A 26,123-nucleotide genomic window follows, 5' to 3' on the forward strand; every position below is an offset into this window, starting at 1 on the left:
TGCTGGTCAAGATCTGGTGCTCGCGCTCGTACTCGTGCTTGGCTGGGATCTAGTACTTCAGCAGGTTCACGTCATCCACCGACGCCGAGCGACGGGTTCGGAAGATGCTGAGGATGATGGCCAGGCCGATGACGACCTCGGCCGCGGCGACGACCATGACGAAGAAGGCCATGATCTGCCCGTCGAGGGTCCCGTGAATGCGGGAGAACGTGACCAGGGTCAGGTTCACGGCGTTGAGCATGAGCTCCACCGACATGAACACGACGATCGCGTTGCGCCGGACGAGGACCCCGACCGTGCCGATGGTGAACAGTAGCGCGGAGAGGATCAGATAGTTCGCGGGGTTCATCGACCGTCCCCCTTACCGGCGCCGACGGGCGCCGAGCCGTCCGCGTCCCGGGAGATGCCGCCGCCCGGCTCGTCGGGCGTCCCGGGGACGCCCCCGATGCCCGAGGCGCGCCCGCCGCCCGGCAACAGCCCTAGCGTGTCGGCGGAGTCATGCCGGGCGAAGACGCCCGGCCCGGGCAACGGGGTGACCTGACGGCCCTCGGTGAAGCGCCGCCGCATCCACTCCCGCTGGCTGATCCGGCCGCCTTCACGTTCCCGGTGGCCGAGGACCATCGTGCCGATCGCGGCGACGACGAGCAGCGCCGAGATCGCCTCGAAGACGAAGACGTAGTCGGTGAACAGCAGACGGCCGATCGCCTGGACGTTGCCGCCGGTGTTCGCCTCGGACAGGCCCTTGGCGCTCCCRCCGTCGATCGCCGAACCGATCGGGAAGGCCAGCAGGCCCGCGAAGCCGAGGCCGAAGACGATCGCGCCGAGGCGCTGACCACGGATGGTCTCCACCAACGAGTCGGACGAGTCGACCCCGACGAGCATCAGCACGAACAGGAACAACACCATGATCGCGCCCGCGTAGACGATGATCTGCACAAACCCGAGGAACGGTGCCTCCTGAATCAGGTAGAACACCGCGACGCAGAACAGGTTGGCCACCAGCAGCAACGCCGAGTGCACGGCGCTGCGGACCATCACCATGCCGAGTGCGGCCAGCACCGCGACCGGCGAGAGAATCCAGAAGGTCGCGGCCTCACCGGTGGAGGTGCTGGTGATGTCCCCCGCCGCGGCGAGGATCTCGTGGTTCATCGTGGTCGCTCCGAACCGGCGCCGTGGGCGGGAACCTCATCCGCCCGGGAGTGCTCGCCCGCCGTCCGCCGGGCAATGACGTCTGCTGCCTCCAGCTCCGCGGCCTGYCCCGCGACCTGCTCTTGCCCCGAGGCCTGCCAGGGCAGCGGGGCGTCGGGGTCGCGAGTGTAGTAGTCGGTCTCGCTGGAGCCGAGCCGCATCGGATGCGGCGGCGCCTCCATACCCTCGCGCAGCGGAGCGAGCAGCTGTTCCTTGGTGAAGATCAGATCCTGTCGGCTGTCGTCGGCGAGCTCGTAGTCGTTGGACATCGTCAGCGCCCGGGTGGGGCAGGCCTCGATGCACAGCCCGCACAGGATGCACCGCAGGTAGTTGATCTGGTAAACGCGGCCGTACCRCTCGCCCGGGGAGTACCGCTCGGCCTCGGTGTTGTCCGCGCCCTCGACATAGATCGCATCGGCCGGGCACGCCCAGGCGCACAGCTCGCACCCGACACACTTCTCCAGGCCGTCGGGATGCCGGTTGAGCTGGTGACGGCCGTGGAAACGCGGAGCGGTCTCCTTTTTTTCCTCCGGGTACTGCTCGGTCGTCGGCTTCTTGAACATCGTCCCGAAGGTGACGCCGAACCCCTTGTACGGGTCGAGGATCCCCATGACTCAACGCTCCTGACGCGGACCGGGGTCCGCGGGGATGACAGTGGACGACCCATTGGCCGAGGCACCGGCGGACACCGCCGGACGACCCCGTCCAGCGGCCTGCGGTGGGGGGGGCCACGGGATGCGGTCGAGGCTCGGCGCCTCGGCCAGCTTGCGCTGCTCGGCCTCCTCCAGCTCCCGTTGGTGCCTCGCGCCGCCGGGATCGATGRGCGCGACGATCAGCAGGATGCCGACGACCACGCCAAACCCGACGAGCCAGGGCGTGCGGTCGTCCACGTGCTTCTGGTAGACGCGGAAGGTCGCGACGGCCAGCACCCAGACCAGACCGACCGGGATGAGCACCTTCCAGCCGAAGCTCATGAACTGGTCGTACCGCAGCCGCGGCAGCGTCCCGCGCAGCCAGATGAAGAAGAACAGGAACGCCAGCAGCTTGAGGACGAACCAGATCAGCGGAACCCAGCCGGAGTTCAGACCGGACAGGCCGGGGATGGGCGGAGGCTGCCAGCCCCCGAGGAACAAGGTCGTCGCGATCGCCGAGACGGTGACCATGTTGATGTACTCGGCCAGGAAGAAGAACGCGAACTTGATGGAGCTGTACTCGGTGTGGAACCCGCCGACCAGTTCGCCCTCGGCCTCGGGGAGGTCGAAGGGGGTCCGGTTCGTCTCGCCGACCATCGAGATGCAGTACAGGACGAACGACGGCACCAGCACGATGTACCAGCGACCCGACTGGCCCGCCACGATGCCGGAGGTCGACAGCGTGCCGGCGTAGATGAACACCGCGACGAACGCGAGCCCCATCGCGACCTCGTAGGAGATGATCTGCGCGGCCGAACGCAGCGAGCCGAGCAGCGGGTAGGTGGACCCGCTCGACCAGCCCGACAGAATGAGCCCGTAGACGCCGAGGGAGGCGGCTGCCAGCAGGTAGAGCACGCTCACCGGCAGGTCCGCCAGTTGCAGCGTGGTCCGCTCCCCGAAGATCGAGACCTCCGGGCCGAAGGGGATCACCGCGAAGGCGAGGAACGCCGGCACCGCGGAGACGATCGGCGCCAGGATGAAGATCGGCTTGTCGGCGAGTACCGGGATGAGGTCTTCCTTGAGCATCAGCTTGGCGCCGTCGGCGAGGCTCTGCAGCCAGCCCCTCGGGCCGTGGCGGTTCGGGCCGACCCGCTGCTGCATCTTCGCGACGACCTTGCGCTCGAACACGATCGCGAACAGCGTCATCAGCAGCAGGAAGGCGAACACCGCCACGGCCTTGAGCAGGATCAGCCAGAACGGGTCGTCGGCGAACGCGTGCAGGTCCGGATCCGCGGCCGCGGCCCAGACGAGCGTGGACGGGGTGGCGCTCATGCGCGGCCTCCGGGAGTGTCGTCCCCGGCGGGGGTGCCGTCCTCGGCAGGGGGATCGTCCTCGGCGGGGCCCACCCGGACGAGGACCCCGGCGTCCCCGGCGAGCGCCCGGCGCACGTGCGAGCCCGGCGAGTGGGTCGGCACCCAGACCACCCGGTCGGGCATCGCCGTGACCTCGACGGGCAGGGTGATCGAGCCACGGGAGGCCGTGATGGTCACCCGTCTCCCGGCCACGGCGCCGATCTCGGCGGCGGTCGCGGCGGACAGGCGGGCCACCGCCGGGCGCGCGGTGCCCGCCAGGTAGGGCTCGTCGGCCTGCAGAGCGCCGTCGTCGACGAGCTGGTGCCAGGTCGCGAGCACCGCCTCACCCACCCCCGCGACGGGCGGCTCGGCGATCGGCTCCGACGGTGCGGGCACCCGGCTCACGCCGTCGCCGGCCCGACCCAGGGCGCGCAGCTCGCGGGCGGCCGCGCCGGCGTCGGGCAGGCCGAGGTCGAGGCCCATCTCGGCGGCAAGCAGGTGCAACACCCGGACGTCTGGCAGGGCCGGGGTGTCCAGGGCCCGCTGGAACGGTCGCAGCCGGCCCTCCCAGTCGACGAACGAGCCGGCCTTCTCCGCCACCGGGGCGATGGGCAGAACCACGTCCGCGACCTCGGCGATCGACGACCGGCGCAGCTCGATCGAGACGCAGAACGGCATCCGGGCGAGCGTCGCGAGCGCACTCGCCGGATTCGGCAGGTCCTCCGCGTCAACGCCGGCGACGATCATCCCGTCGAGCCGCCCGGCCGCGGCGGCAGCCAGCATGCCGTCGGTGTCGCGGCCGGGCGCGCCGGGCAGCGGACCCCCCCAGACCTCCTCGACCTCGGCGCGCCCGGCGGCATCCGTGACCGGGCGACCGCCGGGCAGCAGCGAGGGAAGCAGTCCGGCCGAGACCGCGCCGCGGTCACCGGCCCGCCGCGGAACCCAGGCGAGCGAGGCACCCGTCGCCTCGGCCAGCCGGACGGCCGCGGACAGGGCCCCGGGGAACTCCGCGGCCCGCTCGCCCACCAGGATCACCGCCCCCGGCGCCCGCAGGGCCCGCGTGGTCGGTGCTTCCGGCCCGCCCCGGTCGGGGGCGGCGAGCGCGTCGAGGACGGCCGCCTCCTCGCCCGGCCGCGTCGGCACGAGGGTGCCGGCGAGCTTGGTCAGCCCCCGGCTCGCCAGGGGGGCGAGCGCGTGCACGGCCGCGGCGTGCTTGTCCACGGCCTTACGCAGCCGCAGGAAGACGATGGGCGACTCCTCCTCCGGTTCGAAGGCCACCAGGAGCACGGCCGGGGCGGCCTCGAGATCGGCGTAGGTGACGCCGATGCCGGTACCGGCGACGGCATACCCGAGGAACTGCTCCTCCTCGGCGGAGTGCGGCCGGGCCCGGAAGTCCACGTCGTTGCTGGCCAGCGCCACCCGGGTGAACTTCGCGTAGGCGTAGGCGTCCTCGCGGGTCAGCCGCCCGCCGGTGAGCACCCCGACCCCGCGCCGGTCCCGGCACTCGGCCAGCCCCCGCGCGGCGTACTTGAGCGCCTCGCTCCAGGAGACCGGGACGAGCTGCCCGGTGTCGTCGTCGCGGATCAGCGGGGTGGTGAGCCGATCGGCCGCGCGCGCGTAGGTGAAGGCGAACCGGCCCTTGTCGCAGTTCCACTCCTCGTTCACCGCCGGGTCGTCGCCGGCGAGGCGACGGGTCACCCTGCCCCGGCGGTGGTCGGTGCGCAGGGAGCAGCCCGACGCGCAGTGCTCGCACGCCGTGGGCGTGGAGACCAGGTCGAAGGGCCGGGCCCGGAAGCGGTAGGCGGCGCTGGTCAACGCCCCCACTGGGCAGATCTGCACGGTATTGCCGGAGAAGTAGGAGGAGAACGGCTGCCCGTCGCTCACCGCGACCTGCTCGGCGGCGCCCCGCTCGAACAGCTCGATGAACGGGTCCCCGGCGATCTGGGCGGAGAACCGGGTGCAGCGGGCACACAGCACGCAGCGCTCCCGGTCCAGCAGGATCTCGGTGGAGATCGCCAGCGGCTTCGGGTACACCCGCTTGGTCTCCTTGAACCGGGAGACCGCGCCGCCGTTCGCCATCGACTGGTTCTGCAGCGGGCACTCGCCGCCCTTGTCGCAGATCGGGCAGTCGAGCGGATGGTTGAGGAGCAGGAACTCAAGCGTGCCGGCCTGGGCCTTGCGGGCGACCGGCGAGGTCAGCTGGGTCTTCACGACCATGTCGGCGGCCACCGTCGTGGTGCAGGAGGCGACCGGCTTGCGCTGGCCCTCCACCTCGACGATGCACTGCCGGCAGGCTCCGACGGGGTCGAGGAGCGGATGGTCGCAGAACCGCGGGATCTCGATGCCGAGCAGCTCGGCCGCGCGGATGATGAGGGTGCCCTTGGGCACGCTCACCGACAGCCCGTCGATGGTGAGGGTGATGAGGTCGGGTGCGGCCGGCTGGGCCGGCTCGGAGGCGCGAGGCCTGGATGGGGCGACGGTCATRATGGTCAGTGCGCTCCCGCGTAGGCACCCGGGGCGGACGCGGGCGAGCCGTCGCCGGCCGTGGCGTCTCCCGGGGTGGGGTTCGGCTTCGTGGTCACCGCACTCACCGGGATGAACTCGTCCCGGAAGTACTTGATCCCCGAGACGATCGGGGAGGTGGCCCCGTCGGCCAGCGCGCAGAATGCCCGGCCGAAGATGTTGTCGCAGGCGTCGACGAGGGTGTCCACGTCCTCGGCGTCGCCTTGGCCCCGTTCCATCCGGGACAGGATCTGCACCATCCAGGTGGTGCCCTCGCGGCACGGAGTGCACTTGCCGCACGACTCGTGCGCGTAGAACTGGGTGAGCCGGCGGACGACCTTGAGCATGTCGACCGTGTCATCCATGATCATGAGTGYGGCCGTGCCAAGCAGCGACCCGGCCTCCTGCATGCCCTCGAAGTCGAGCGGCGCGTCGAGGTGCTCGGCGGTCAGCATCGGAGTGGACGACCCGCCCGGGGTCCACGCCTTGAGCCCGTGACCGCCCCGCACGCCGCCGGCCAAGTCGAGCAGCTCCCGCAGCGTGGTGCCCATCGGGGCCTCGTACTGGCCGGGCCGGGTCACGTGCCCGGACAGGCTGTAGATCTTCGGCCCCGGCGAGCGCTCCCGGCCCATTGACCGGAACCAGTCCACGCCGTAGTTCACGATGTACGGCACCGACGCGATCGTCTCGACGTTGTTGACCACCGTCGGGGAGGCGTACAGGCCGTGCGTCGCGGGGAACGGCGGGCGCAGCCGCGGCTGGCCGCGACGGCCCTCCAGGGAGTCGAGCAGGGCTGTCTCCTCGCCGCAGATGTAGGCGCCCGCGCCGGAGTGCACGACGAGGTCGAGGTCGAAGCCGCTGCCGAGGATGTCCCGGCCGAGGTAGCCGGCCCGGTAGGCCTCGGCCACGGCGGCCTGCAGCCGACGGGCCGCGTGGATCAGTTCGCCGCGCAGGTAGACGAACGCCCGGCCGGCCCGCACCGCGTAGGCCGCGATGATGATCCCCTCGATGAGCGAGTGCGGGTCCGCCATCATCAGCGGCGCGTCCTTGCAGGTGCCCGGCTCCCCCTCGTCGGCGTTGATGACGAGGTAGTGCGGCCTGCCGTCGCCCTGCGGGATGAAGCCCCACTTCATCCCGGTGGGGAAGCCGGCGCCGCCGCGCCCCCGCAGCCCGGAGTCCTTCACCAGCTTGATGAGGTCGTCCGGGGCCATCGCGAAGGCGGTGCGCAGCGCGGTGTAGCCGTCGAGGCGGGTGTAGGTCTCGATCGTCCACGACTCCGGCGTGTTCCAGCGCCGGGTGAGGACCGGGGTGACGGGCATTGTCAGCTCCCCTTCCGTTCCGAGGAGGCCGGGGTCGTCGGCGCTGGAACCACCGCGGGCGGCGGCCCGGCAGGCGGTGGGGCGGCGGGCCGCGGCGCCGCCGCGTCGGCCACCACGCCGTGGGTGACCAGCGGCGCGGGCGCCTGCTCGGCGCTCCAGCCGGCCGCCTCGGCCACGAGGAGACCCACGACCGACGGCTCGCCGACCCCCGGGCCCGCGACGCCCTCCGGTCTCGGATCGCCGAACCCGGCGAGCTGGCGGGAGACCTCGGCGAACGAGCACAGCGGACCGCCGCGGGTCGGCGCCGGCCGCCGCCCCGCTCGCAGGTCCTCGACGATCGCCTGGGCGGAGTCGGGGTCGACCTGGTCGTAGAACTCGTAGTTCACCGTCATGACCGGTGCGTAGTCGCAGGCCGCGAGGCACTCGGCGTGCTCGAGGGTGATCGACCCGTCCGGCGTCGTCTCGTCATGGCCGACCCCGAGGAGCTTCGAGACCCGCTCGTAGACGTCCTCGCCACCGAGCAGCGCGCACGACAGGTTCGTGCAGACCGAGACGAGGTAGTCCCCGACCGGATGCCGCTTGTACATCGTGTAGAAGGTCGCCACCGCGCCGACCTCGGCCCGGGTGATGCCCAGCACGTCCGCGCAGAACGCGACGCCCTGCGCGGTCACGCATCCCTGCTCGGCCTGTACCAGGTGCAGCAGCGGGAGCAGGGCCGAACGGGATCGGCCGGCTGGGTACCTGGCGATGATCTCCTGCGCGGCCGCATGGGTCTCCGGCGAGAACGCCATCAACGATCAACTCCCCCGAGCACCGGGTCGACTGAGGCGACCCCGACGATCACGTCCGCCACCTGGCCGCCCTCGGTCAGCGCCGGGACGGCCTGCAGGTTGACGAAGCTTGGATCCCGCACGTGGACGCGGAAGGGTCTCGTGCCGCCGTCGCTGACCACGTGGTAGCCGAGCTCTCCGCGCGGCGACTCGATCTGGGTGTAGACCTGACCGGCCGGGACGCGGAATCCCTCGGTCACCAGCTTGAAGTGATGGATCAGGGCCTCCATCGAGGTCCCCATGATCTTCCGGATGTACGCGAGTGAGTTGCCCGTCCCGTCGGACCCGACAGAAAGCTGGGACGGCCAGGCGATCTTCTTGTCGGCGACCATGACCGGGCCGGGACGCRGCCGGTCCAGACACTGATCAACGATCTTGAGTGACTCGCCCATCTCCTCCAGCCGCACCAGGTAGCGGGCGAAGGAGTCGCCCTCCAGCGCGGTCGGCACGTCGAACTCGTAGGTTTCGTAGCCGCAGTAGGGCATGGTCTTGCGCAGGTCCCACGGCAGGCCCGCGGCGCGCAACACCGGGCCCGTGGTCCCCAGCGCGATGCAGCCGGCCGCGTCGAGAACGTTGACGTCGACCATCCGGGCCTTCCAGACTGGCTGGCCGGTGAGCAGCGCGTGATACTCCCTGATCCGCTTCGGCATGTCCGCGAGGAACGCCCGGATGGCCCGCTCGGCGCCGTCGGGGAGATCCTGGGCGAGGCCCCCGGGCCGGATGTAGGCGTGGTTCATCCGCAGCCCGGTGATGAGCTCGAGCAGGTCGAGGACCTTCTCCCGCTCCCGGAAACCGAAGATCATGGCGGTGGTGGCGCCGAGCTCCATGCCGCCGGTCGCGAGCCACACCAGGTGCGAGGCGATCCGCTGGAGCTCCATCACCATCACCCGGATCACCGTGGCCCGCTCGGGTACCTGCTCGGTGATGCCCAGCAGCCTCTCCACCGACAGGCAGTAGGCCGCCTCGTTGAACAGCGGCGAGAGGTAGTCCGCCCGGGTGAGGAAGGTGACCGCCTGAGTCCAGGTGCGGTACTCACAGCTCTTCTCGATGCCGGTGTGCAGGTAGCCGATGACGAGGCGGGTCTCGGTGACCGTCTCGCCCTCGATCTCCAGGACCAGGCGGAGCACCCCGTGGGTCGACGGGTGCTGCGGCCCCATGTTGACGACGATCCGCTCGTTCTCCTCCTCGCCGACGCCGAGGATCTGCTCCCAGTCGCTGCCGGTGACGGTGTAGACCCGCCCGTTCGCCGACTCGGTGAAGCCGGCCTCGTAGGCCGGATGCTCCCCGGGTCCGCCGACGGTCCCGGTCGGGCCCCCGACGCCGTTCGCGCCGTCGGGGGCCCCGGTGCCGTTGGGAGCCCCGGTGGTCAGATCGTCCGTGGTGGAGGAAGTCGACGTGTTGGTCGTCATAGCGAACCTCGGATGTCGCCTCGTGGGATGTCGCCTCGTGGGATATCGCCTTGGCGGTGCCGCCGGCCGGCCGGGGCCGGACGCGGGGTCACGAGTAGCTCCGGCGCTCGTCTGGCGGCGGGATCGTGGCACCCTTGTAGTCGACGGGGATGCCCCCCAGCGGGTAGTCCTTGCGCTGCGGGTGCCCGATCCAGTCGTCCGGCATCATGATCCGGGTCAGGCCCGGATGACCCGTGTAGACGATGCCGAACATGTCGTAGGTCTCGCGCTCGTGCCAGTCCGCGGTGGGCCACACCGAGGTCAGGCTCGGCACGGTGGGATCGGCGTCGGTGACGGACACCTCGACCCGGACCCGGCGACGGTGCGTCATCGAGGTCAGGTGGGCCACCGAGTGCAGGCGACGRCCGGTGACGTCGTCCGGGTAGTCCACGCCGGACAGCGAGGACAGCAGCTCGAACCGCAGGTCGGGGTCGTCGCGCAGGGTTTGCCCGACGGCGACGAGGCTCTCCCGGCGCACGTGGACGGTCAGCTCCCCGCGGTCCACCACCACCCGTTCGACGGCGTCGCCGAGCTGGGGGAAGGCACGTTCGAGCGCGTCGTAGACGGCGTCGGCGTCGGCGTCACCGAACGGGCGGGCGGTGGAGCTCAGGATCGGAACGGGCGTGACGAGCCCGCCGAACCCGGAGGTGTCACCGCTGTCACCGGCGCCGAACGCGTCCCGGCGCTGCCCACCCGGACCGCCGGGCACGCCGGCGGCGCCCGGTATCAGGTCGGCGGAGGCTGTGCTCTCGTCGCTCACTGCCTAGATCCCCCGATCCGGGCCGTCGACATCACCGATGCTCTCGGTGGTTGGACCGGGCCCGTGCGCCCGGGCCTCGTCACTCGGCTTGGGGTCGACCGGTATCCGCTTGGCGCGCCCGAACACCGACGGCGGCGCGAGGGCGGCGGGGCGGCGGGTGTCCAGGGCGGGTTCGACCGCCCCGCCACCCGTCGGCGCCGGCGCCCCGGCCGGGATCGAGAAGCGCTTGCGGTCGTTCACCGAGAGGGTCCGGGTGTCGAACGCGCCCTCCGGCAGACCGGCCCGGGCGGTGGCCACCTCGATGGGTTTCGGATACGGCGAGGAGCCGATCTTCGTGTGCTCGATCCGGCCAGAGATCGGGCCGGCGAGGATCTTCTCGTGCAGCTTGATGATGGCATCCATGAGCATCTCCGGCCGCGGTGGGCAGCCGGGGAGGTACATGTCGACCGGGACGATGTGGTCCACACCCTGCACGATCGCGTAGTTGTTGAACATGCCGCCGCTGCTGGCGCAGACACCCATCGACAGCACCCACTTGGGCTCGGGCATCTGGTCGTAGATCTGCCGCAGCACCGGCGCCATCTTCTGACTCACCCGGCCGGCAACGATCATGAGATCGGCCTGGCGCGGGCTGGCCCGGAAGACCTCCATGCCGAATCGGGACAGGTCGTAGCGGCCGGCTCCCGTCGACATCATCTCGATCGCGCAGCAGGCCAACCCGARGGTCGCCGGCCACAGCGACGAGCGCCGTGACCAGTTGGCGAGCTTCTCGACGCTGGCGAGAAGCACACCGCCCGGCAGCTTCTCCTCTAGTCCCATTCCAGRCCTCCACGCCGCCACTCGTAGGCGTACGCGACGAAAATGGTCGCCATGAACAACGCCATCGCGCCGAGACCGAATACCGCCAGACTGTCGAAGGCGACCGCCCAGGGGAAGAGGAAGATAATCTCGATGTCGAAGRCGATGAAGAGCATCGCGGTGTTGTAGTACTTCACCGGKAAACGCTGCGGTCCGGCCGGGGCCGGGGAGGGTTCGATCCCGCACTCGTATGCGTCGATCTTCGCACGGTTGAACCGGCGCGGGCCGATCAGCGCACCGGCCGCGACCGAACCGACCGCGAACAGGGCCGCGATCACGAGCAGAACGAGGATCGGCACATAGTTCGAGAGCATGCCGAACTCCTCTCCTTCGAGAGTTTGTTACCGGACGTTGGGGTGAAACGGCTCGCCGGTGAACGGACCGCAAACGGTCCGGACTCGGTCCGCGGAACCAGTGGCCATTTCGGACACGTCAGGCCGCGGGAGCGAGCCGGGTCATCGCGTTGATCAGCCGGTCCATCGCATCCCCTCCCCGGGGGTCGGTGAGATTTGCCATGATCTTGAGAACGAAACGCATGAGGACCGGTCTCGGCAACCCGTAGCGGGTACCGAACGCCATAATCGTCGGATTGCCGATGAGCTGGACGAAGAACCGGCCCAGGGTGTAATAGCCCCCGTACCGGGCCCGCATGAGTTCCGGGTACTGGCCGAGTGCCCGCTCCCGCGCCGGACCATCCGGGCGGGCGAGGGCCTGCACGGCGATCTCGGCGGCGTACCGACCGGATTCGAGCGCGTAGGCGATGCCCTCGCCGTTGAAGGGATTCACCATCCCGCCCGCGTCACCGACCAGCAGCACGCCGTCGCGGTAATGGGGGGTCCGGTTGAAGCCCATCGGCAGGGCGCTGCCACGCACCGGGCCGATGGCGTTGTCCTCGGTGTATCCCCACTCCGGCGGCAATGCGGCGAGCCAGCGGCGCAACAGGTCCCGGTAGTCGGTGTTCTGGAAGGCGTCCGTGGTGTTCAGCAGGCCGAGGCCCACGTTGCTCGTGCCGTTACCGACCCCGAAGATCCAGCCGTAGCCGGGCAGCAGTCGGCTCTCGCGCGGCCTGCCCTCCCACAGTTCCAGATGGGACTCGAGGAAGTCGTCGTGCGTGCGGGGGCTGCGGTAGTAGCGGCGGACCGCGACCCCGAGCGGCCGGTCCTCCCGGCGGCGGATACCGAGGGCGAGCGCGATGCGGGCGCTGTTACCGTCCGCCGCGACGACCAATGGCGCCCGGAATGTCACAGGTGCCCGGTCAGTGCCGGTCCTGGCGTGCACGCCGACGACCCGTCCGGTGCGCTCGTCGAGCAGCGGACCGGTCACGGCGGTCCCCTCGTGCAGCCGGRCACCAACCTTCACCGCGTGGCGGGCCAGCAGATCGTCGAAGTCAAGCCGCGGACGGACCAGGCCGTAGTCGGGCCAGCTCGCCAGCTCCGGCCAGGGCAACTCCAGGCGGACGCCGCCGCCAATGATGCGAAGCCCCCGGTTACGGGCCCATCCGGCCACGGGCGAGGTGTCGACACCCATGTCCACGAGGCTGCGGACGGCCCGCGGGGTCAGCCCGTCGCCACAGACCTTCTCGCGGGGGAAGGTCGTCTTCTCCAGCAGGAGCACGTCGAGCCCGGCGCTGGCGAGATGGTAGGCGGCCGAGGAGCCACCCGGACCCGCGCCGACCACGATGACGTCGGCGTCGGCCTTCGACCGGCCGGCCGCACCATCAGCCCTTGTCGTCGCCATGGTCACGAATTGCTCCGGATCTGCTAGACCACTCGTCCCGGGGGCGCCCCACCGGGGGCCCTCCACCTGTGTGCTCGTGAAATTCTTCACGAGCGTTCCCGGCGAGTGTAGGCCTTGCACAGGTCAATCGCACCAACCAGGATGCTGCGAAGAACGGACGGGTTGATTTCGTACACCCTATCGTTACCGTGAGCGATAGTTCGCGGCGCCGGACGCCCGCCGCCGGGGCTCGGCCGCCGATCGCCATCGTGAGCGGCGGGTAAAATCTTCGCCCGATCAGCCTGGATCAGGCCAGCTCACCCGCCTGGTGTCGGTCCGCAACACTCGCCCGGAGCGTGAAGCGCAACGGAGAAACCACGAAGCCGGGCCCCACCGCCCGCCGGTGGCCCATATTCGCCCCCGGGGTGGGATCAGCGCCCGTGCGGGGTAGTCCCTCCACAGGTCACCCGAAACGCGGTGGCTCGTCCGCGGTCGCCGCCGGTGTCCCGACGACACGGACGCATCATCACCCGAACGCCGTCACCCGAACACCGTCACCCAAAGCAGCACGGACTGGGAACGAGAGAACGCGATGACCACCGCAGAGACCGTCGTCATCCCCACCCCCGACGGGCCCGCCCCGGCCACGCTCACCGAACCCGATGGTCCCGCACGCGGCGGCGTCGTCGTCCTCCACGAGGCGTTCGGCCTCACCGAGCACATCACCGATGTCTGCTCGAGGTTCGCGCGCGCGGGCTGGCGGGCCATCGCCCCCGACCTGTTCCACCGCGCGGGCTCGCCCGTCTTCGACTACGACGACCTCGCCTCCGCGGTGAAGATCCTCGATGAGCTCAACGGCACCGACCTTCTCGCCGACATCGACGCCGCGCTGGCCATCCTCGCCGAGGAGGGCACCGCCATCGACCGCTGCGCCGTCGTGGGCTTCTGYGTCGGCGGGAGCATCGCCTTCCAGGCTGCGGTGGCCCGGCCGTTCGGCGCCGCGAGCACCTTCTACGGTGGCGGGATCACCATGCGCCGCTTCGGGGAACCCGCCCAGCTGGATCTCGCCGACCGCCTGCAGGCACCGTGGCTCGGCCTGTACGGCGACCAGGATCCGAGCATCCTCGCTTCGGAGGTGGAGGACCTGCGGGCGGCGACACGGAAGGCGTCCGTGCCCGCCGAGATCGTCCGTTACCCACAGGCCGGGCACGGCTTCCACAACGACGCCCGCGCCGGCGCCTACCACGGCCCGTCGGCGAAGGACGCCTGGTCACGCATGCTGACCTGGTTCGACTCGCATGTTCCCGGCTGAGCCCACCCCGCCTGCCGTGGCGCCGGCCGGTCCAGCACCATGACCGGTCCAGCACCATGACCGGTCCAGGACCGTCAGTCCGGGGCGTGACCCCGGTGCAACGCCACCACGCCGCCGGTGAGGTTGCGCCAGCCGACCCGGGACCAGCCCGCCTCCCGCAGCAGGCCAGCCAGCTCCGCCTGGGCGGGCCAGGCCCGGATCGACTCGGCGAGATAGACATACGAGTCCGGGCTGTTGCTCACCGCGCGGGCCACGGCCGGCAAGGCCCGCATCAGGTACTCGACGTAGACCGTCCGCCAGAGCGCCCAGACCGGGCGGCTGAACTCGCACACCACGAGCATCCCGCCCGGACGGGTCACCCGACGCAGCTCGGTGAGGCAGCCGAACGTGTCGGCGACGTTGCGCAGACCGAACGAGATCGTCGTCCGGTCAAAGGTCTCGTCCCGGAACGGCAGCCGCAGCCCGTCCCCGGCGGTCAGCAGGATCCGCCCAGCCTCCCCCGGCAACGGCCGCGACGCCAGCCGACGCTGCCCGGCCCGCAGCATCCCCAGGGAGAAGTCACAGGCCACCACATCGGTCCCGGCGAGAGCGAAGGCTCGTGACGAGGTCGCCGTCCCGGCGGCGAGGTCGAGGACCCGAAGCCCCGGCCGCAGGTCCAGCGCGCCCGCCGCGGCGCGCCGCCAGGTCCGGTCGAGCCCGCCGGTGAGCACGGTGTTGGTCAGGTCGTACCGGTTGGCCACCCCGTCGAACATCGACGCGACGTCCCGCGGACGTTTGTCGAGTCCCGCTCTGCTCACCATGCCCCTTCCCCGCTCACCATGCCCCTTCCCCGCCGCCGAACCGCGCCGAGGCCGCCGCCGAGGCGTCGCGGGCGGCCCTCTCGACGGTGTCCCAGTCGGTGCTCTCGCCGATCCGCCRCAGCCGCGTGCGGGTCGGCTCGTCGCACAGCGCGCCCGCGACCCCGGCGGTGTACAGGTCGCGGGCCCGGGCACCGAGCCCTGCCGCGACCGCGTGCTCCGTCTCCAGATCGGTGCCGAACATAGCGGGATCGTCGGTGGCAAGCGAGCACGCGACCCCGGCCCGCAGCAACGCCGCCAAGGGGTGGTCGTCGAGGGATGCCACCGACCGAGTCCGCAGGTTGGACACCGGGCAGACGTCCAGCACGATCCCCTGATCGACCAGCCGTCGCATCAGCTCGGGGTCCTCGGCGGCCCGGATCCCATGCCGGATCCGCCTGGCTCCCAGCGCGTCGAGCGCGCCCCGTACGGACACCGGGCCCGCCGTCTCCCCCGCGTGCGGGACCGCGGCGAGCCCGCCGTCGGCGGCCAGTGCGAACGCCGGCGCGAACGGCTCGGGGGGATGACCGACCTCCGGTCCGCCGAGCCCAATGCCGACGACACCGCGATCGGCGAACCGCACCGCCCACCGCGCCACCTCCATCGCGRCCTCGACCGGCAGCACCCGCTCGATGTCCGGGGTGAGGCGCACCTCGACGCCATAGCGTTCCCGGGCCTCGATCGCCCCGTCGGCGTAGCCGTGGAAGATCTCCTCGACGCGGACCCCCCGATGGACCCGGAACCAGGGCGAGAAGATGCCCTCCAGGTAGACGGCGCCCGCCCGGGCCGCCTCGGCGGCGTAGTCGACGACCACCTGGCGGAAGTCGGCCTCCGTCCGCATCACGTGGGTGGTGAGGATCCAGGCCTTCAGGAAGTGGTCGAAGTCGCGGAAGCGGTAGAGGTCCGCGAGGCCCTCGACCGTGCGGGCAGGCAGCGCCTCGGAGTTGCGGCGCGCCATCTCCAGCAGGGTGGCGGGACGGACCGTGCCCTCCAGATGGACGTGGAGTTCGATCTTCGGCCCGGTCGGGGACGGGACCGCGAATCCGGAGGGGTCACTCACCCGGTCACTGTATGGTGCGCCCGGCTACGCGGAGATGAGCGGTAGCGCGGTGGAGGAGAAGTGCGAGGCCACCCGGTCGTCAACCGGGTCCTGCGCCGGGTCGCGGTGCACGACGAGGTGCTGGTAGCGGGTGTCGCGCTGAGCGGGGATGCGGCCGGCAGCACGGATCAGGGAGATCAGCTCCGACCGGTTGGTGCGGTGGCGCGCCCCGGCGGAGGAGACGACGTTCTCCTCCAGCATCACCGAGCCGAGGTCGTCGGCGCCCATGTGCAGGGTGAGCTGGCCGATCTCCTTGCCGGTGGTCAGCCAGGAGCCCTGCAGGTGCGTGATGTTGTCGAAGAACAGCCGCGCGACCGCGACGAGGCGGAGGTACTCCAGGGTCGTCGCCTGGGTGCGCCCGCCGAGATGATTGTTCTCCGGCTGGTAGGTCCAGGGGATGAACGAACGGAACCCGCCGGTCCGGTCCTGGACGTCCCGGATCATCGTCAGGTGTTCGATGCGCTCGGCGTTCGTCTCCCCCGTGCCCATCATGAAGGTGGCGGTGGATTCCAGGCCGAGGTTGTGGGCGGTCTCCATCACGGACARCCAGACGTGACCGGGCTCCTTCAGCGGAGCGATCGCCTGCCGGGGCCGTTCGGTGAGAATCTCCGCTCCCGCGCCCGCGAAGCTGTCCAGGCCCGCGTCCCGCAGCCGGGTAATGACCTCGGGAAAAGTCAGATCGGACGTCCGGGCGATGTGCACAACCTCGCTGGCGCCCAGCGAGTGCAGCGCCAACTGGGGATATGCCTTCTTGATGGCGGCAAAGGTACGCTCATACCACTCGATGCCGAAGTCGGGATGGTGCCCGCCCTGCAGCATGATCTGCGTGGCGCCGAGCTCGACYGCCTCCCCGCACTTGGCGACGATGTCCTCGACGTCGCGGACCCAGCCCTCGGCATGCTTCGGAGCGCGGTAGAAGGCGCAAAACCGGCAGGCGGTCACGCAGACATTCGTGTAGTTGATGTTCCGGTCGATGATGTACGTCGCGATGCCATCGGGGAAACGGCGCCGACGGACCGTGTCCGCCGCGCCGCCGAGCGCGTGCAGCGGCGCCCTCGTATAGAGGAGCAGCGCCTCCTCCGCGGAGATACGCCCGCCGGCTGCGGCCCGGTCCAGCACAGACCGGATCTCGCCACCACCCCGACCCACCGGAATCTCACCATCGACATCCATACGGCCCTCCCCGCGTAGCGCCTTCGGCGCGACGCGGGGACCCCTGGCATCGGGCGCCGTTCGGGGTCTCCGTCGAATCACCTTCGGCGATCCTCCCAGGGTAGCCGTCGGAGCCTTCCGCGCGACGCGGGGACCCCTGGCATCGGGCGCCGTTCGGGGTCTCCGTCGAATCACCTTCGGTGATCCTCCCAGGGTAGCCGTCGGAGCCTTCCGCGCGACGCGGGGACCCCTGGCATCGGGCGCCGTTCGGGGTCTCCGTCGAATCACCTTCGGCGATCCTCCCAGGGTAGCCGTCGGAGCCTTCGGCGCGACGCGGGGGATGAACGGTCAGTGTCCGGATCGCGTCCTCGGKTCCACCGGGCTGGAGCCACCACGGGTGGCGTCAGTGTAGCCGGCTGTCGAGGAGCCRGCCGGGCTGGCGGGACCGGCGTCGTGGTGACCGTGGCCGCGGCTGGTGAGCTTCGCCTGGAGCTGCTTGATCTTGGCCCRGTTCTCCGGCCGGTTGGCCGCGGCCTTGGCCTTGTTGACCATCTCCTTGGTCTTCGGGCTGTGTAGGAAGTCCGTGATCTTGTTCGAGAAACTGGCCATGACAACGGTGTACCTATYCGGGCAGGGGTTTACGCCTGCCGGTCACCCGTTCGACGACCCGCCCGAGGAGCCGCCGAACGTGTCCCTCACCCGGTTCCACAGGCTGTCGAGCTGGTCATGGGTGYCATCCTTGACGGACGTGACGACCTTGTTCCACAACCGCTGGCGCTGTTCGTCGACCATCAAGGCGATCTGGTCCGCCGCGGAGAGCAGCAGCAGGACGACAAGAACGAACAGGATCGTGCGCTTGAAAGGGATCCGCAGCCGGAACCGAYGCCGGGGACGCGGTCGCGGCACCGATTCGGCGTAGGGAGCCGGCGCGCGTCCGCGCGGCGCCGGCCGCGCCTCGGCCACCCGCGGGGCCGGGGCAGGCGCGGGACCCGCGGGCGCCGACGGGGGCCGCTGCTGGGCCACGGGGCGGGGCCGGGCCGGCGCCTGGGGAGACGGTGCCGCCTCCGCGGCACGGCCGGCGTAGGGCTGACCGGCGTAGGGCCGACCGGCGTAGGGCCGACCCGCGTGGGCCTGGTCCGGGTAGGGCTGACCGGCGTGCGGAGAATCCACCCGGGGCTGGCCGCCGTGCCTCGGGCGGGCGTCCGGCGCCGGCGGCGGATGGCCCCCCTCGCCGGAATTGTCGAAACCCGATCGGTGGCCGTTCCCGTCGGCCTCATCGTCGTACTGGACGAATCCGCCGCGGCGCCGTCGACGGGCCCGCGGCACCCCGTGCCGCGGGCCCGCGGCACGGTCGGCGGCCGGTGGCGGTGCCAGCGCGGGTGGCGGCACAGGCGGACCGGCCGGCGGGGGCCTGTCGCGGGCCGAGTCGTTCCACCAACGGTCGCCGCCGAGGGGCCGGGGCTCATTCTCCCACCAGCGCCGCTGTTCATACGGGGTCGCAACGTGGGTCGGATCCGGCCAACCGGCCCCGGCACCCCCGGCGAGCGCGGCCGCCCCAGCCCCGGCGGTACTGCGCCCCCGTGGCCAGGTCCCGTCGAGCAGTGCGGTCGCGGCGTCCCGCGCGTCACCGGCCCGGCCGCGTTCGCCGAGTAGGGTGAGCAGCAGGTTCTCGGTGGAGGGCCGGTCCCGGGGGTCGCGGGCGAGCGCGGACCGGACGATCGGCGTGAGATCCGGCGGCATGGCCCGCAGGTCCGGCTGACCCGTCAGGATCTTCTCCGACATCTCCAGGTAGGTGCCGTGGCCGTAGGGGTGACCGCCGGTGGCCGCGTAGCCGATCAGCAGTCCCCAGGCGAAGACGTCGACCGCCGGACCGAGCGCAGCGCCCTCCATCTGCTCGGGCGCCATCCAGCCGACCGAGCCGAGGACCAGACCCGTCTGGGTGCGGCCCTTCGTCATGTCGAGCGTGCGGGCGATCCCGAAGTCGATGACCCGGGGGCCGGAGTACGACAGCATGACGTTGCTCGGTTTGAGATCCCTGTGCACGATGCCGRCCCGGTGGATGGCGGTGAGCGCGGACGCCACGCCGACCGCCACGCCCTGCAGTGTCGACAGCGGCAGCGGACCGGACTCGGTGACGGCCTGATCAAGCCGGACGCCGTCGATGTACTCCGTGACCAGATAAGGACGACGCGCGTCGGGATCGGCGTCGAGTACCTGGGCGGTGCAGAAGGGCGCGACCCGCCGAGCGGCCGCCACCTCGTCCCGGAAACGTGCCCGGAATTCCGGGTCGGCGGCGAGGTCCGACCTGATCACCTTGATCGCAACGAACTTCTCGGCCGCGTCCTGGGCGAGGAACACCGTTCCCATCSCACCCGCGCCCAGCCGACCGACGACCTGGTAAACACCGATCGTGGTCGGATCATCGGGATGCGGCGCCTCGGCCGGATATCCGCCGATAGGCGAAACCCGACGCGCCGATCGTTCCGTCACTGTTCTCCCGCCCGTGTTATACCTCCGGCCGCGGCCCAGGTACCGTTCCGGCCTGGGAGCCGTCACCGGTGCCGCAATTGTCTCCCCGTGCAGGGAGATGAACCCATCATCACGCCACAGTCCGTCGTCGCCCAGTCCCTACGGGCATCCGCAACGGCGCGGAAGTCACGCTAACCCTCTCGAGTAAATCGATGTCGAGCGTTGTCCGCCAGCCGACGCGGCGGATCCGATCGTTCCCGCCAGYCGTATCCGAGGAGACCGCAGGTGGTCGACAACAACCACAGGTGGTCGACGACTCACCATTCCGCGGATGAAGGCGGGTGAGGTGTGTCTCCGGCAGGATGAGGGAGGGAACATCCACTGCTACCGACCGGCTGCCCCGACAGCGCCGGTCGGCCGCCAAGCCTAGGGAGTCACCCGTGGTCACGCAGTCCGCCGATGCGCACCAGCCCGCGAACGCGGTCACGGAGACCGACCCCGCGGCCGGAGCGAGCGTCACCGGCGCCGTGCGGTCGGGGACRTCCCCGGTCGACACCGACGTCGACATGCTGATCGTAGGCGCCGGTCCGGCCGGTCTCTACGGCGCCTACTACGCCGGATTCCGCGGCATGTCGGTCGCGCTCATGGACTCGTTGCCCGAGGCCGGCGGTCAGGTCACCGCGATGTACCCGGAGAAGGTGATCTACGACATCGCGGGTCTGCCGGCCGTCCGGGGGCGGGAACTGATCGACGCCCTGTTGATCCAGGCGAACCAGTTCTCCCCCACCTACCTGCTGGGCCAGCAGGCCGCCGAGCTGGCCCACAAGCCGGACGCCGTGGTGGTGACCAGCAGCCAGGGCCTTCGGGTACGCGCCAAGGTCGTCGTCATCACCGGCGGTCTCGGCACCTTCGCCCCCCGCCCGCTGCCCACCGGCACCGCGCATCTGGGCCGCGGCCTGGTCTACTTCGTGCCCAAGCTCGACGTCCACACCGGCCAGGACGTCATCGTGGTCGGCGGCGGGGACAGCGCCTTCGACTGGGCGCTGGCCCTGGAGCCGATCGCCCGCTCGGTCACCCTCGTGCACCGGCGGGACCGGTTCCGGGCGCATATGTCCACAGTCGAGCGGGTCGAGGCGTCCTCCGTCGAGATCCTGACCTTCACCGAGGTCGCCATGGTCCACGGTGAGGAGTGGATCGAGAAGGTCGAACTGGTGCAGACCCGCACCGGCGACCGACATGTCCGACCCGCGCAGGCGGTCGTCGCCGCGCTCGGATTCACCGCCGACCTCGGACCGCTGACCCGCTGGAATCTGACCATTGACAAGCGGCACATTGTCGTCGACCCGACGATGGCGACCGGGGTCGAGCGGATCTTCGCGGCCGGCGACATCACCGAGTACCCGGGGAAGGTCCGCCTGATCGCGACGGGTTTCGGGGAGGCCGCGACGGCGGTCAACAACGCGGCGCCGCTGGTGGACCCGTCGRCAAAGATCTTCCCGGGGCACAGCTCCGACGACGGCACCGGCGGCTGAGCGCCCGGCGGGCGTGGCCGACAGGCGTGGCCGACGGATGCGGCCGACGGATGTGGCCGTTTCCGACCGGGCACCGGCGGACCCGCGGCGCACACTGGGAACATGCGCGGTCTACTGGTGATCGGTCACGGATCCCGGCGGGACGAGGCGAACGCGACGGTTCGGGAACTCGCCCACCGGCTCCTGGTCGATCCCGRCCATGTGGTCGATCCCGGCCATGCCGCCGCGCCATGGACGTGGGGGGCGGTCGAAGCCGCCTTCCTTGAAATCGCCCAGCCCGACATCGCCACCGGGTACGCCACGCTGGCCGACGCGGGATGCACCGAAATCGTCGCCTACCCGTTCTTCCTGTTCGACGGCAACCACACCCGCCGGGACATCCCGGCGGCACTGGAGGGCGCCCGGTGCCGGCACCCGACGACCCGATGGGTGCTGTCGGAGCCGCTCGGGCTGCACGCGAGCGTCGTCGACGCGGTCCGCGCGCGACTCGACGACACCCTGCGTCTCCTGGTCCGCGAAGCCGATGCCGCCACCCTGAAGATCAACCCCCAGGCGAGCCGGTGGACCGGCTGGTGACGACGAAGTCCGCGACGGCGGCCGCGAGCGGATGGACCCCGGGTTCGGTGGGCACGATGTCCACCCGCATGCCCGCCGCCGCGCAGGCCAGCGCGCTGCGTCGACCCATCGCCGCGATGAGCAGATCGGGCGGGAGAGGTCCGTAGATCTCGGCGGTGCCGCGGGCGGCGGTGGACGACGCGAAGACCGCGACGTCGAAGTCGCCATGCCGGAGCTCCTCGGCGATCCGGGGATCCGGCTCGGCGGTCACGTCGGTGAGCAGCGGCACCCGGCGCAGGGAACACACCGCGTCCGGCGGGTCCGCCGCGCCGGCGATCAGCACCCGCGACGAGCCGGTCGGACCGGCGGGACCGGCGGGACCGGTCGACGATGGATCCGCGGACAGCGGATCCGTGGACAGCTCGGCGACGGGCACCGAGGCGAGGCCCAGGCCGTCAAGCGCTTCCGCGGCGTCCTCGCGGGCCGCGACGAGAGTCAGGCCGGCCAACGCCCGCACGTCGGTGCCGGCTCGACGCAGCAGGGTCACCACGGCGGCGACCTCGTCCGCATCGGCCAGCAGCAGGCCGCCCGCTCCCGGCAGCGCCGCCACCAGCGCGGCACCGGCGTCCTCGACCGGCGCGGGCCGGGCAACGACGGTCTCGACCGCATCCGCGCCCAGCTGCCGCAGCCGGCGAGCCAGCAGACCCGGCCGCGGCCGGGTACGGGCCACGAGTACCCGGATCCCGGTGAGCGGCCCCGCCTCCAAGGCCAGCGCGTCCCGGCGCGCCGCGACCTCTCCGACCACGATCACCGCGGGAGACCGCACACCGGCCGCGATCGCGTCGATCGCCAGCGCGTCCAGGGTGGTCCGCAGGACCCGCTGCGCCGGGGTCGCCCCGCGCTCGATGACCGCGACCGGCGTCGCCTCGGGGCGACCGCCGGTGAGCAGCGCGTCGGCGATGTCCATGAGACGCGCCACCCCCATCAGGATGACGATGGTCGCCCGGGAGGCCGCGAGAGCGGCCCAGTCCACCGTCGACTCCGGATGGCCGGGTGGCAGGTGCCCCGAGACGATGGCAACTTCCTGCGCGAGACCACGATGGGTGACCGGGATGCYGGCACAGGCGGGTACGGCCAGCGCCGAGGTGACGCCGGGCACGACGGTGCACGCGACCCCCGCCGCGGCGCAGGCCTGCGCCTCCTCGCTGCCTCGCCCGAGCATGTAGGGATCGCCGCCCTTGAGGCGGACGACGCGCGCACCGGCGCGCGCCCGGTCGACGAGGACCGCGTTGATCTCCTCCTGGGTCCACGACGGGGCGGCCGGGCTCTTGCCCACGTGGATGATCTCGGCGCCGGCCGGGGCGGCGCCGAGGAGGACGGCCGCGGCGAGCCGGTCGGTGACCACGACGTCCGCGTTCGCCAGCACCTCACGGCCGCGAACGGTGAGCAGACCGGGATCGCCCGGACCCGCGCCGACCAGCCAGACCTCACCCACACTTCGCCCGTCCGTCACGGCGTGCACCGTACCTGCTCGGTTGCCTTCGAACACCGGCAGCCGGCAGGCCCGAGGAGGTCAGTGGATGCCGCACTCCGTCTTGATCGAACCGACCCACCGGCCCTCCCGGCCGGCGCCCCGCCGGGTGCACGGCCAGCAGCCGACCGAGTCGTAACCATCGGAGAGGAGCGGGTTGACGATGACGCCGTGCTCGGCCACGTAGCGTTCGACGTCCTCGTCGGTCCAAGCCGCGAGCGGGTGGATCTTCACCTTGCCCCGTCGGGCGTCCCAGTCGACGACCCGGAGCTTCGCCCGGCTGGGCGACTCCGCCCGCCGCGACCCCGCGGCCCAGGYACGGTAGGGCGCCAGGGCCCGATCCAGCGGAACGACCTTGYGCATCCGGCAGCACAGGTCCGGGTCGGTCCGGTAGAGGTCCTGGCCGTAGACGGCGTCCTGGCCGACGACGGTGAGCTGCGGACGGGCGCTGATGATCGGCAGGTCGTAGGTTCCGGCCACCGCGTCCCGGGTACCGACGGTCTCGGGGAAGTGATAACCGGTGTCGATGAAAACCACGGGGACGTCGGACCGAATCCGGGCGAGCATGTCCACGAGGATCGCCTCAGCCATCGAGGCGGCGATCGCCAGCTTCGTCCCGAATTCCCCGACCGCCCAGCGCAGGATCTCCTCCGCCGGCGCGCCCTCGAGGTCGTCCCCGGCCCGCAGCGCCCGGGCCTGCAACGCGGCATCCATCAGCTCGTCTCCTCGTCGTCACGCAACCCGGCTCCGGCGACGCCGCAGGCGGATGCCGCGGTCGTCCACCGGGCAGCCGCCCGGGTGCTGTCCATTGCCGATCACCGTGCCGCCTGCTCTTCCGCCGCGCCGAACGCCCCGCCCGTGATGACGGCGGTCCCGCCCGAGGCGACCGCGAGGGCCGTCAGGCTCAGCCGGAAGCCCCGCAGGCAGGACCGGCACGCCCAGTACCCGTGACCATGTCCCGCGCCGGAGCCCTCCGGCGGCGTGTCCGGGACGATGTCCTCCTCGCCGCAATACGGGCAGTAGAAGGGCACCACCCGCTCACCGCTAGCCATCTGCGGCACCGAGCGCCGTCAGTTGGGCCTCGTCGGCCCGCTCCGCCCAGTCCGCGAAGCTCTCCCCCGCGGTCCGGTCCGCCCGGTAGGTCTCCAGCACCGCGACGACGTAGTCGACGAGGCCGTCGGCGGTCACCTTCAGACCACGCGACTTGCGGCCCAGCCGCGACCTGGTGCCCAGGTGCCCGCCGAGGTGGACCTGGAAGCCCTCGACCATCTCACCGGTGGCGTCGTCCGGTACCAGGGAGCCCTTGAGCCCGATGTCGGCGACCTGAAAGCGGGCGCAGGCGTTGGGGCAGCCGTTGACGTTGATCCCGATYGGCTCGTCGAAGTCGGGCAGCCGGCGTTCGAGCTCGTCGATGAGGTCGCGGGCCCGACCCTTGGTCTCGACGATCGCCAGTTTGCAGAACTCGATACCGGTGCAGGCCATCGTGCCGCGCCGGAACACGCTCGGGCGGACCACCAGGTCGAGCGCACCGAGTTCGGCCTCCAGCGCGTTGACGTCCGCGTCGGCGACATCGAGGATGACGAGCTTCTGCGTCGTCGTGGCGCGGATGCGGCCCTGCCCGAACCGGTCGGCGAGGTCCGCCACCGCGCTCAGCGTGGTCCCGCTGAGCCGACCCGCCCGCGGTGCGAACCCCACGGCGTTGCGGCCGTCGCGCTGGCGGTGCACCCCGATGTGGTCGCGCCCCTCGCTGCGCGGCGGGGCCGGCGGCGGGCCATCGGGCAGCGCCGAAGCCAGGTACTCCTTCTCCAGAGTCGCGCGCACCCATTCGGCGCCCATGTCCGCGACCAGGAACTTCAACCGGGCGCGGGTGCGCAGCCGTCGGTAGCCGTAGTCTCGGAACAGCGATACGACGCCGTGCCAGACCTCGGCAACCCGCGCCGGCGGCACGAACGCGCCCAGCCGCACGCCGAGCCGTGGGTTCGTCGACAGACCGCCACCGACCCACAGGTCGTAGCCGGCTCCCAGCTCCGGATGGACGACCCCGACGAACGCGATGTCGTTGATCTCGTGCAACGTGCAGTGGTCGGCGCAGCCGGAGATGGCGCTTTTGAACTTACGGGGCAGGTTGGCCAGCGTGGGGTCGCCGACGAACCGGCGGACGACCTCGTCGATCGCCTCGCTCCCGTCGATGATCTCGTCACCGTCGACCCCGGCGAGCGGGCAACCGAGGATCACCCGGGGGGTGTCGCCACAGGCCTCGGCGGTGGTCATGCCGGCGTTCTCCAGCGCCGCCCAGATCGCCGGCACATCCTCGATCCGGATCCAGTGGAGTTGGATGTTCTGCCGGTCGGTGACATCAGCGACGTCCCGGCCGTAGCAGGTGGAGACGTCGGCGATCACCCGGAGCTGATCCGAGGTCATCCGGCCGCCGTCGAGCCGGATGCGCTGCATGAAGTAGGAGTCGTCCAGTTCCTCGGGTTCGAGGATCGCCGTCCGCCCGCCACTGATCCCCGGCCGGCGCTGGGTGTACAGACCCCACCACCGGAACCGGCCCCGCAGGTCCTGGGGATCGATCCCGTCGAAACCGGTGCGCGGGTAGAGGTTGAGGATGCGGTCCCGCACCTCCAGGCCGCCTTGGTCCTTCTTCATCCGCTCGTTCGCGTTGAGCGGCTCGGAATATCCCAACGCCCACTGGCCCGCTCCCTTGGGTCGGGACGGGCGCGCGGACCGGGCAGGACGAGCAGGAGAAGTCATGAGATCTCTCGGTGCGCGAGGAAGTCGCGGCGCCGACAGCGGGCGCCACGAACGGAGACGTCAGCGGGGGCGGCGACAGCCGGCGCTGGAAACCCGCAGCAGGTCGACGTGCAGACGGGCGACGAGCATCGGCTCGATCACCAGGCACGGCACCGCGGGGGACGACGCAGCCCGGCGCCGGCGGGAGGCATCGACCGGAAGGCCCGACGCCTGCCCAACCGGCACCCCACCAGCGAGGGCGCACGTAGTCACGAGCCCATGTTTCCACAGAAGTACGG

25 protein-coding genes are annotated in these 26,123 nt (G+C 71.2%); 3 read left to right on the top strand and 22 right to left on the bottom strand.

Annotation, left to right across the window (positions count from 1 at the left end; translation table 11 throughout):
- Positions 1 to 49: 49 nt before the first annotated feature.
- From nuoK to KBI5_RS03765, 12 genes are all read right to left on the bottom strand, one after another.
- The gene (nuoK, locus tag KBI5_RS03710; RefSeq protein ID WP_011435008.1) at positions 50 to 349 is read right to left on the bottom strand and encodes an NADH-quinone oxidoreductase subunit NuoK; all 300 of its coding nucleotides are present in this window, start codon (positions 347 to 349) and stop codon (positions 50 to 52) included.
- Positions 346 to 1,149, bottom strand: a complete 804-nt coding sequence (locus tag KBI5_RS03715) for an NADH-quinone oxidoreductase subunit J (RefSeq protein ID WP_011435007.1) — start codon at positions 1,147 to 1,149, stop codon at positions 346 to 348. The genes nuoK and KBI5_RS03715 overlap by 4 nt, the downstream gene beginning before the upstream one ends.
- Positions 1,146 to 1,799, bottom strand: coding sequence for an NADH-quinone oxidoreductase subunit NuoI (gene nuoI / locus KBI5_RS03720; protein WP_085014314.1), 654 nt, complete (start codon positions 1,797 to 1,799; stop codon positions 1,146 to 1,148). The genes KBI5_RS03715 and nuoI overlap by 4 nt, the downstream gene beginning before the upstream one ends.
- 3 nt (positions 1,800 to 1,802) lie before the next feature.
- Complete coding sequence (gene nuoH / locus KBI5_RS03725) at positions 1,803 to 3,152, bottom strand: NADH-quinone oxidoreductase subunit NuoH (protein WP_085014315.1); 1,350 nt, start codon at positions 3,150 to 3,152, stop codon at positions 1,803 to 1,805.
- Positions 3,149 to 5,656, bottom strand: coding sequence for an NADH-quinone oxidoreductase subunit G (locus tag KBI5_RS03730; protein ID WP_023839798.1), 2,508 nt, complete (start codon positions 5,654 to 5,656; stop codon positions 3,149 to 3,151). Before KBI5_RS03730 ends, nuoH begins: the two co-directional genes overlap by 4 nt.
- 5 nt (positions 5,657 to 5,661) lie before the next feature.
- Positions 5,662 to 6,993 carry an NADH-quinone oxidoreductase subunit NuoF gene (gene nuoF, locus KBI5_RS03735; protein ID WP_085014316.1) on the bottom strand — a complete coding sequence of 444 codons (1,332 nt, stop codon included), beginning with the start codon at positions 6,991 to 6,993 and terminating at the stop codon, positions 5,662 to 5,664.
- A gap of 2 nt (positions 6,994 to 6,995) precedes the next feature.
- Complete coding sequence (gene nuoE, locus KBI5_RS03740; protein ID WP_011435002.1) at positions 6,996 to 7,784, bottom strand: NADH-quinone oxidoreductase subunit NuoE; 789 nt, start codon at positions 7,782 to 7,784, stop codon at positions 6,996 to 6,998.
- Positions 7,784 to 9,232, bottom strand: coding sequence for an NADH-quinone oxidoreductase subunit D (locus tag KBI5_RS03745; protein WP_085014317.1), 1,449 nt, complete (start codon positions 9,230 to 9,232; stop codon positions 7,784 to 7,786). Before KBI5_RS03745 ends, nuoE begins: the two co-directional genes overlap by 1 nt.
- An 88-nt stretch (positions 9,233 to 9,320) precedes the next feature.
- A complete protein-coding gene (locus KBI5_RS03750; RefSeq protein WP_347272464.1) occupies positions 9,321 to 10,001 on the bottom strand; it encodes an NADH-quinone oxidoreductase subunit C in 681 nt (226 codons plus the stop codon).
- Positions 10,002 to 10,034: 33 nt separating this feature from the next.
- Positions 10,035 to 10,850: an NADH-quinone oxidoreductase subunit B gene (locus tag KBI5_RS28595; RefSeq protein WP_085014331.1), complete on the bottom strand. Its 816-nt coding sequence runs from the start codon at positions 10,848 to 10,850 to the stop codon at positions 10,035 to 10,037.
- Positions 10,841 to 11,203, bottom strand: coding sequence for an NADH-quinone oxidoreductase subunit A (locus KBI5_RS03760; protein WP_085014318.1), 363 nt, complete (start codon positions 11,201 to 11,203; stop codon positions 10,841 to 10,843). Before KBI5_RS03760 ends, KBI5_RS28595 begins: the two co-directional genes overlap by 10 nt.
- A gap of 118 nt (positions 11,204 to 11,321) precedes the next feature.
- Positions 11,322 to 12,626 (bottom strand): geranylgeranyl reductase family protein, encoded by a 1,305-nt coding sequence (locus KBI5_RS03765; protein WP_198537489.1) that lies wholly within the window; start codon positions 12,624 to 12,626, stop codon positions 11,322 to 11,324.
- A gap of 571 nt (positions 12,627 to 13,197) precedes the next feature.
- On the opposite strand from KBI5_RS03765, the gene KBI5_RS03770 reads away from it, so the two are divergent.
- Positions 13,198 to 13,917: a dienelactone hydrolase family protein gene (locus KBI5_RS03770; protein WP_011434996.1), complete on the top strand. Its 720-nt coding sequence runs from the start codon at positions 13,198 to 13,200 to the stop codon at positions 13,915 to 13,917.
- Positions 13,918 to 13,991: 74 nt separating this feature from the next.
- Here the strand turns inward: KBI5_RS03770 and KBI5_RS03775 are convergent, their stop codons facing one another.
- From KBI5_RS03775 to KBI5_RS03795, 5 genes are all read right to left on the bottom strand, one after another.
- Entirely contained in the window at positions 13,992 to 14,714 is a 723-nt protein-coding gene (locus tag KBI5_RS03775; protein WP_035940880.1) for a demethylmenaquinone methyltransferase, read from the bottom strand.
- A 16-nt stretch (positions 14,715 to 14,730) separates the two neighbouring features.
- Positions 14,731 to 15,813, bottom strand: a complete 1,083-nt coding sequence (gene add, locus KBI5_RS03780; protein WP_085014320.1) for an adenosine deaminase — start codon at positions 15,811 to 15,813, stop codon at positions 14,731 to 14,733.
- 24 nt (positions 15,814 to 15,837) lie between these two features.
- A complete protein-coding gene (gene mqnC / locus KBI5_RS03785; protein WP_011434993.1) occupies positions 15,838 to 17,025 on the bottom strand; it encodes a cyclic dehypoxanthinyl futalosine synthase in 1,188 nt (395 codons plus the stop codon).
- Between the two features lie 327 nt (positions 17,026 to 17,352).
- On the bottom strand, positions 17,353 to 17,613 hold the full coding sequence (locus KBI5_RS03790) for a hypothetical protein (protein WP_085014321.1): 261 nt from the start codon (positions 17,611 to 17,613) through the stop codon (positions 17,353 to 17,355).
- Positions 17,614 to 17,655: 42 nt separating this feature from the next.
- Positions 17,656 to 19,494 carry a serine/threonine-protein kinase gene (locus tag KBI5_RS03795; protein WP_085014322.1) on the bottom strand — a complete coding sequence of 613 codons (1,839 nt, stop codon included), beginning with the start codon at positions 19,492 to 19,494 and terminating at the stop codon, positions 17,656 to 17,658.
- Between the two features lie 545 nt (positions 19,495 to 20,039).
- Here KBI5_RS03795 and KBI5_RS03800 point away from each other — a divergent pair.
- Entirely contained in the window at positions 20,040 to 21,005 is a 966-nt protein-coding gene (locus tag KBI5_RS03800) for an NAD(P)/FAD-dependent oxidoreductase (RefSeq protein WP_085014332.1), read from the top strand.
- Between the two features lie 102 nt (positions 21,006 to 21,107).
- Entirely contained in the window at positions 21,108 to 21,581 is a 474-nt protein-coding gene (locus KBI5_RS03805; protein ID WP_085014323.1) for a CbiX/SirB N-terminal domain-containing protein, read from the top strand.
- Here KBI5_RS03805 and cobA read toward each other — a convergent pair.
- From cobA to KBI5_RS25800, 5 genes are all read right to left on the bottom strand, one after another.
- Entirely contained in the window at positions 21,547 to 23,073 is a 1,527-nt protein-coding gene (gene cobA / locus KBI5_RS03810; RefSeq protein ID WP_085014333.1) for a uroporphyrinogen-III C-methyltransferase, read from the bottom strand. The two genes, KBI5_RS03805 and cobA, sit on opposite strands and share 35 nt — an antisense overlap.
- A 60-nt stretch (positions 23,074 to 23,133) precedes the next feature.
- Positions 23,134 to 23,805: a phosphoadenylyl-sulfate reductase gene (locus KBI5_RS03815; protein ID WP_085014324.1), complete on the bottom strand. Its 672-nt coding sequence runs from the start codon at positions 23,803 to 23,805 to the stop codon at positions 23,134 to 23,136.
- Between the two features lie 101 nt (positions 23,806 to 23,906).
- Entirely contained in the window at positions 23,907 to 24,143 is a 237-nt protein-coding gene (locus KBI5_RS03820) for a hypothetical protein (RefSeq protein WP_011434986.1), read from the bottom strand.
- Positions 24,136 to 25,845 (bottom strand): nitrite/sulfite reductase, encoded by a 1,710-nt coding sequence (locus tag KBI5_RS03825; RefSeq protein WP_011434985.1) that lies wholly within the window; start codon positions 25,843 to 25,845, stop codon positions 24,136 to 24,138. Before KBI5_RS03825 ends, KBI5_RS03820 begins: the two co-directional genes overlap by 8 nt.
- A gap of 60 nt (positions 25,846 to 25,905) precedes the next feature.
- The coding region (locus KBI5_RS25800; protein WP_241882643.1) for a putative leader peptide at positions 25,906 to 26,123 on the bottom strand (218 nt) is incomplete at its 5' end.

This window comes from Frankia sp. KB5 (assembly GCF_002099325.1).
Taxonomy (GTDB): domain Bacteria; phylum Actinomycetota; class Actinomycetes; order Frankiales; family Frankiaceae; genus Frankia; species Frankia casuarinae.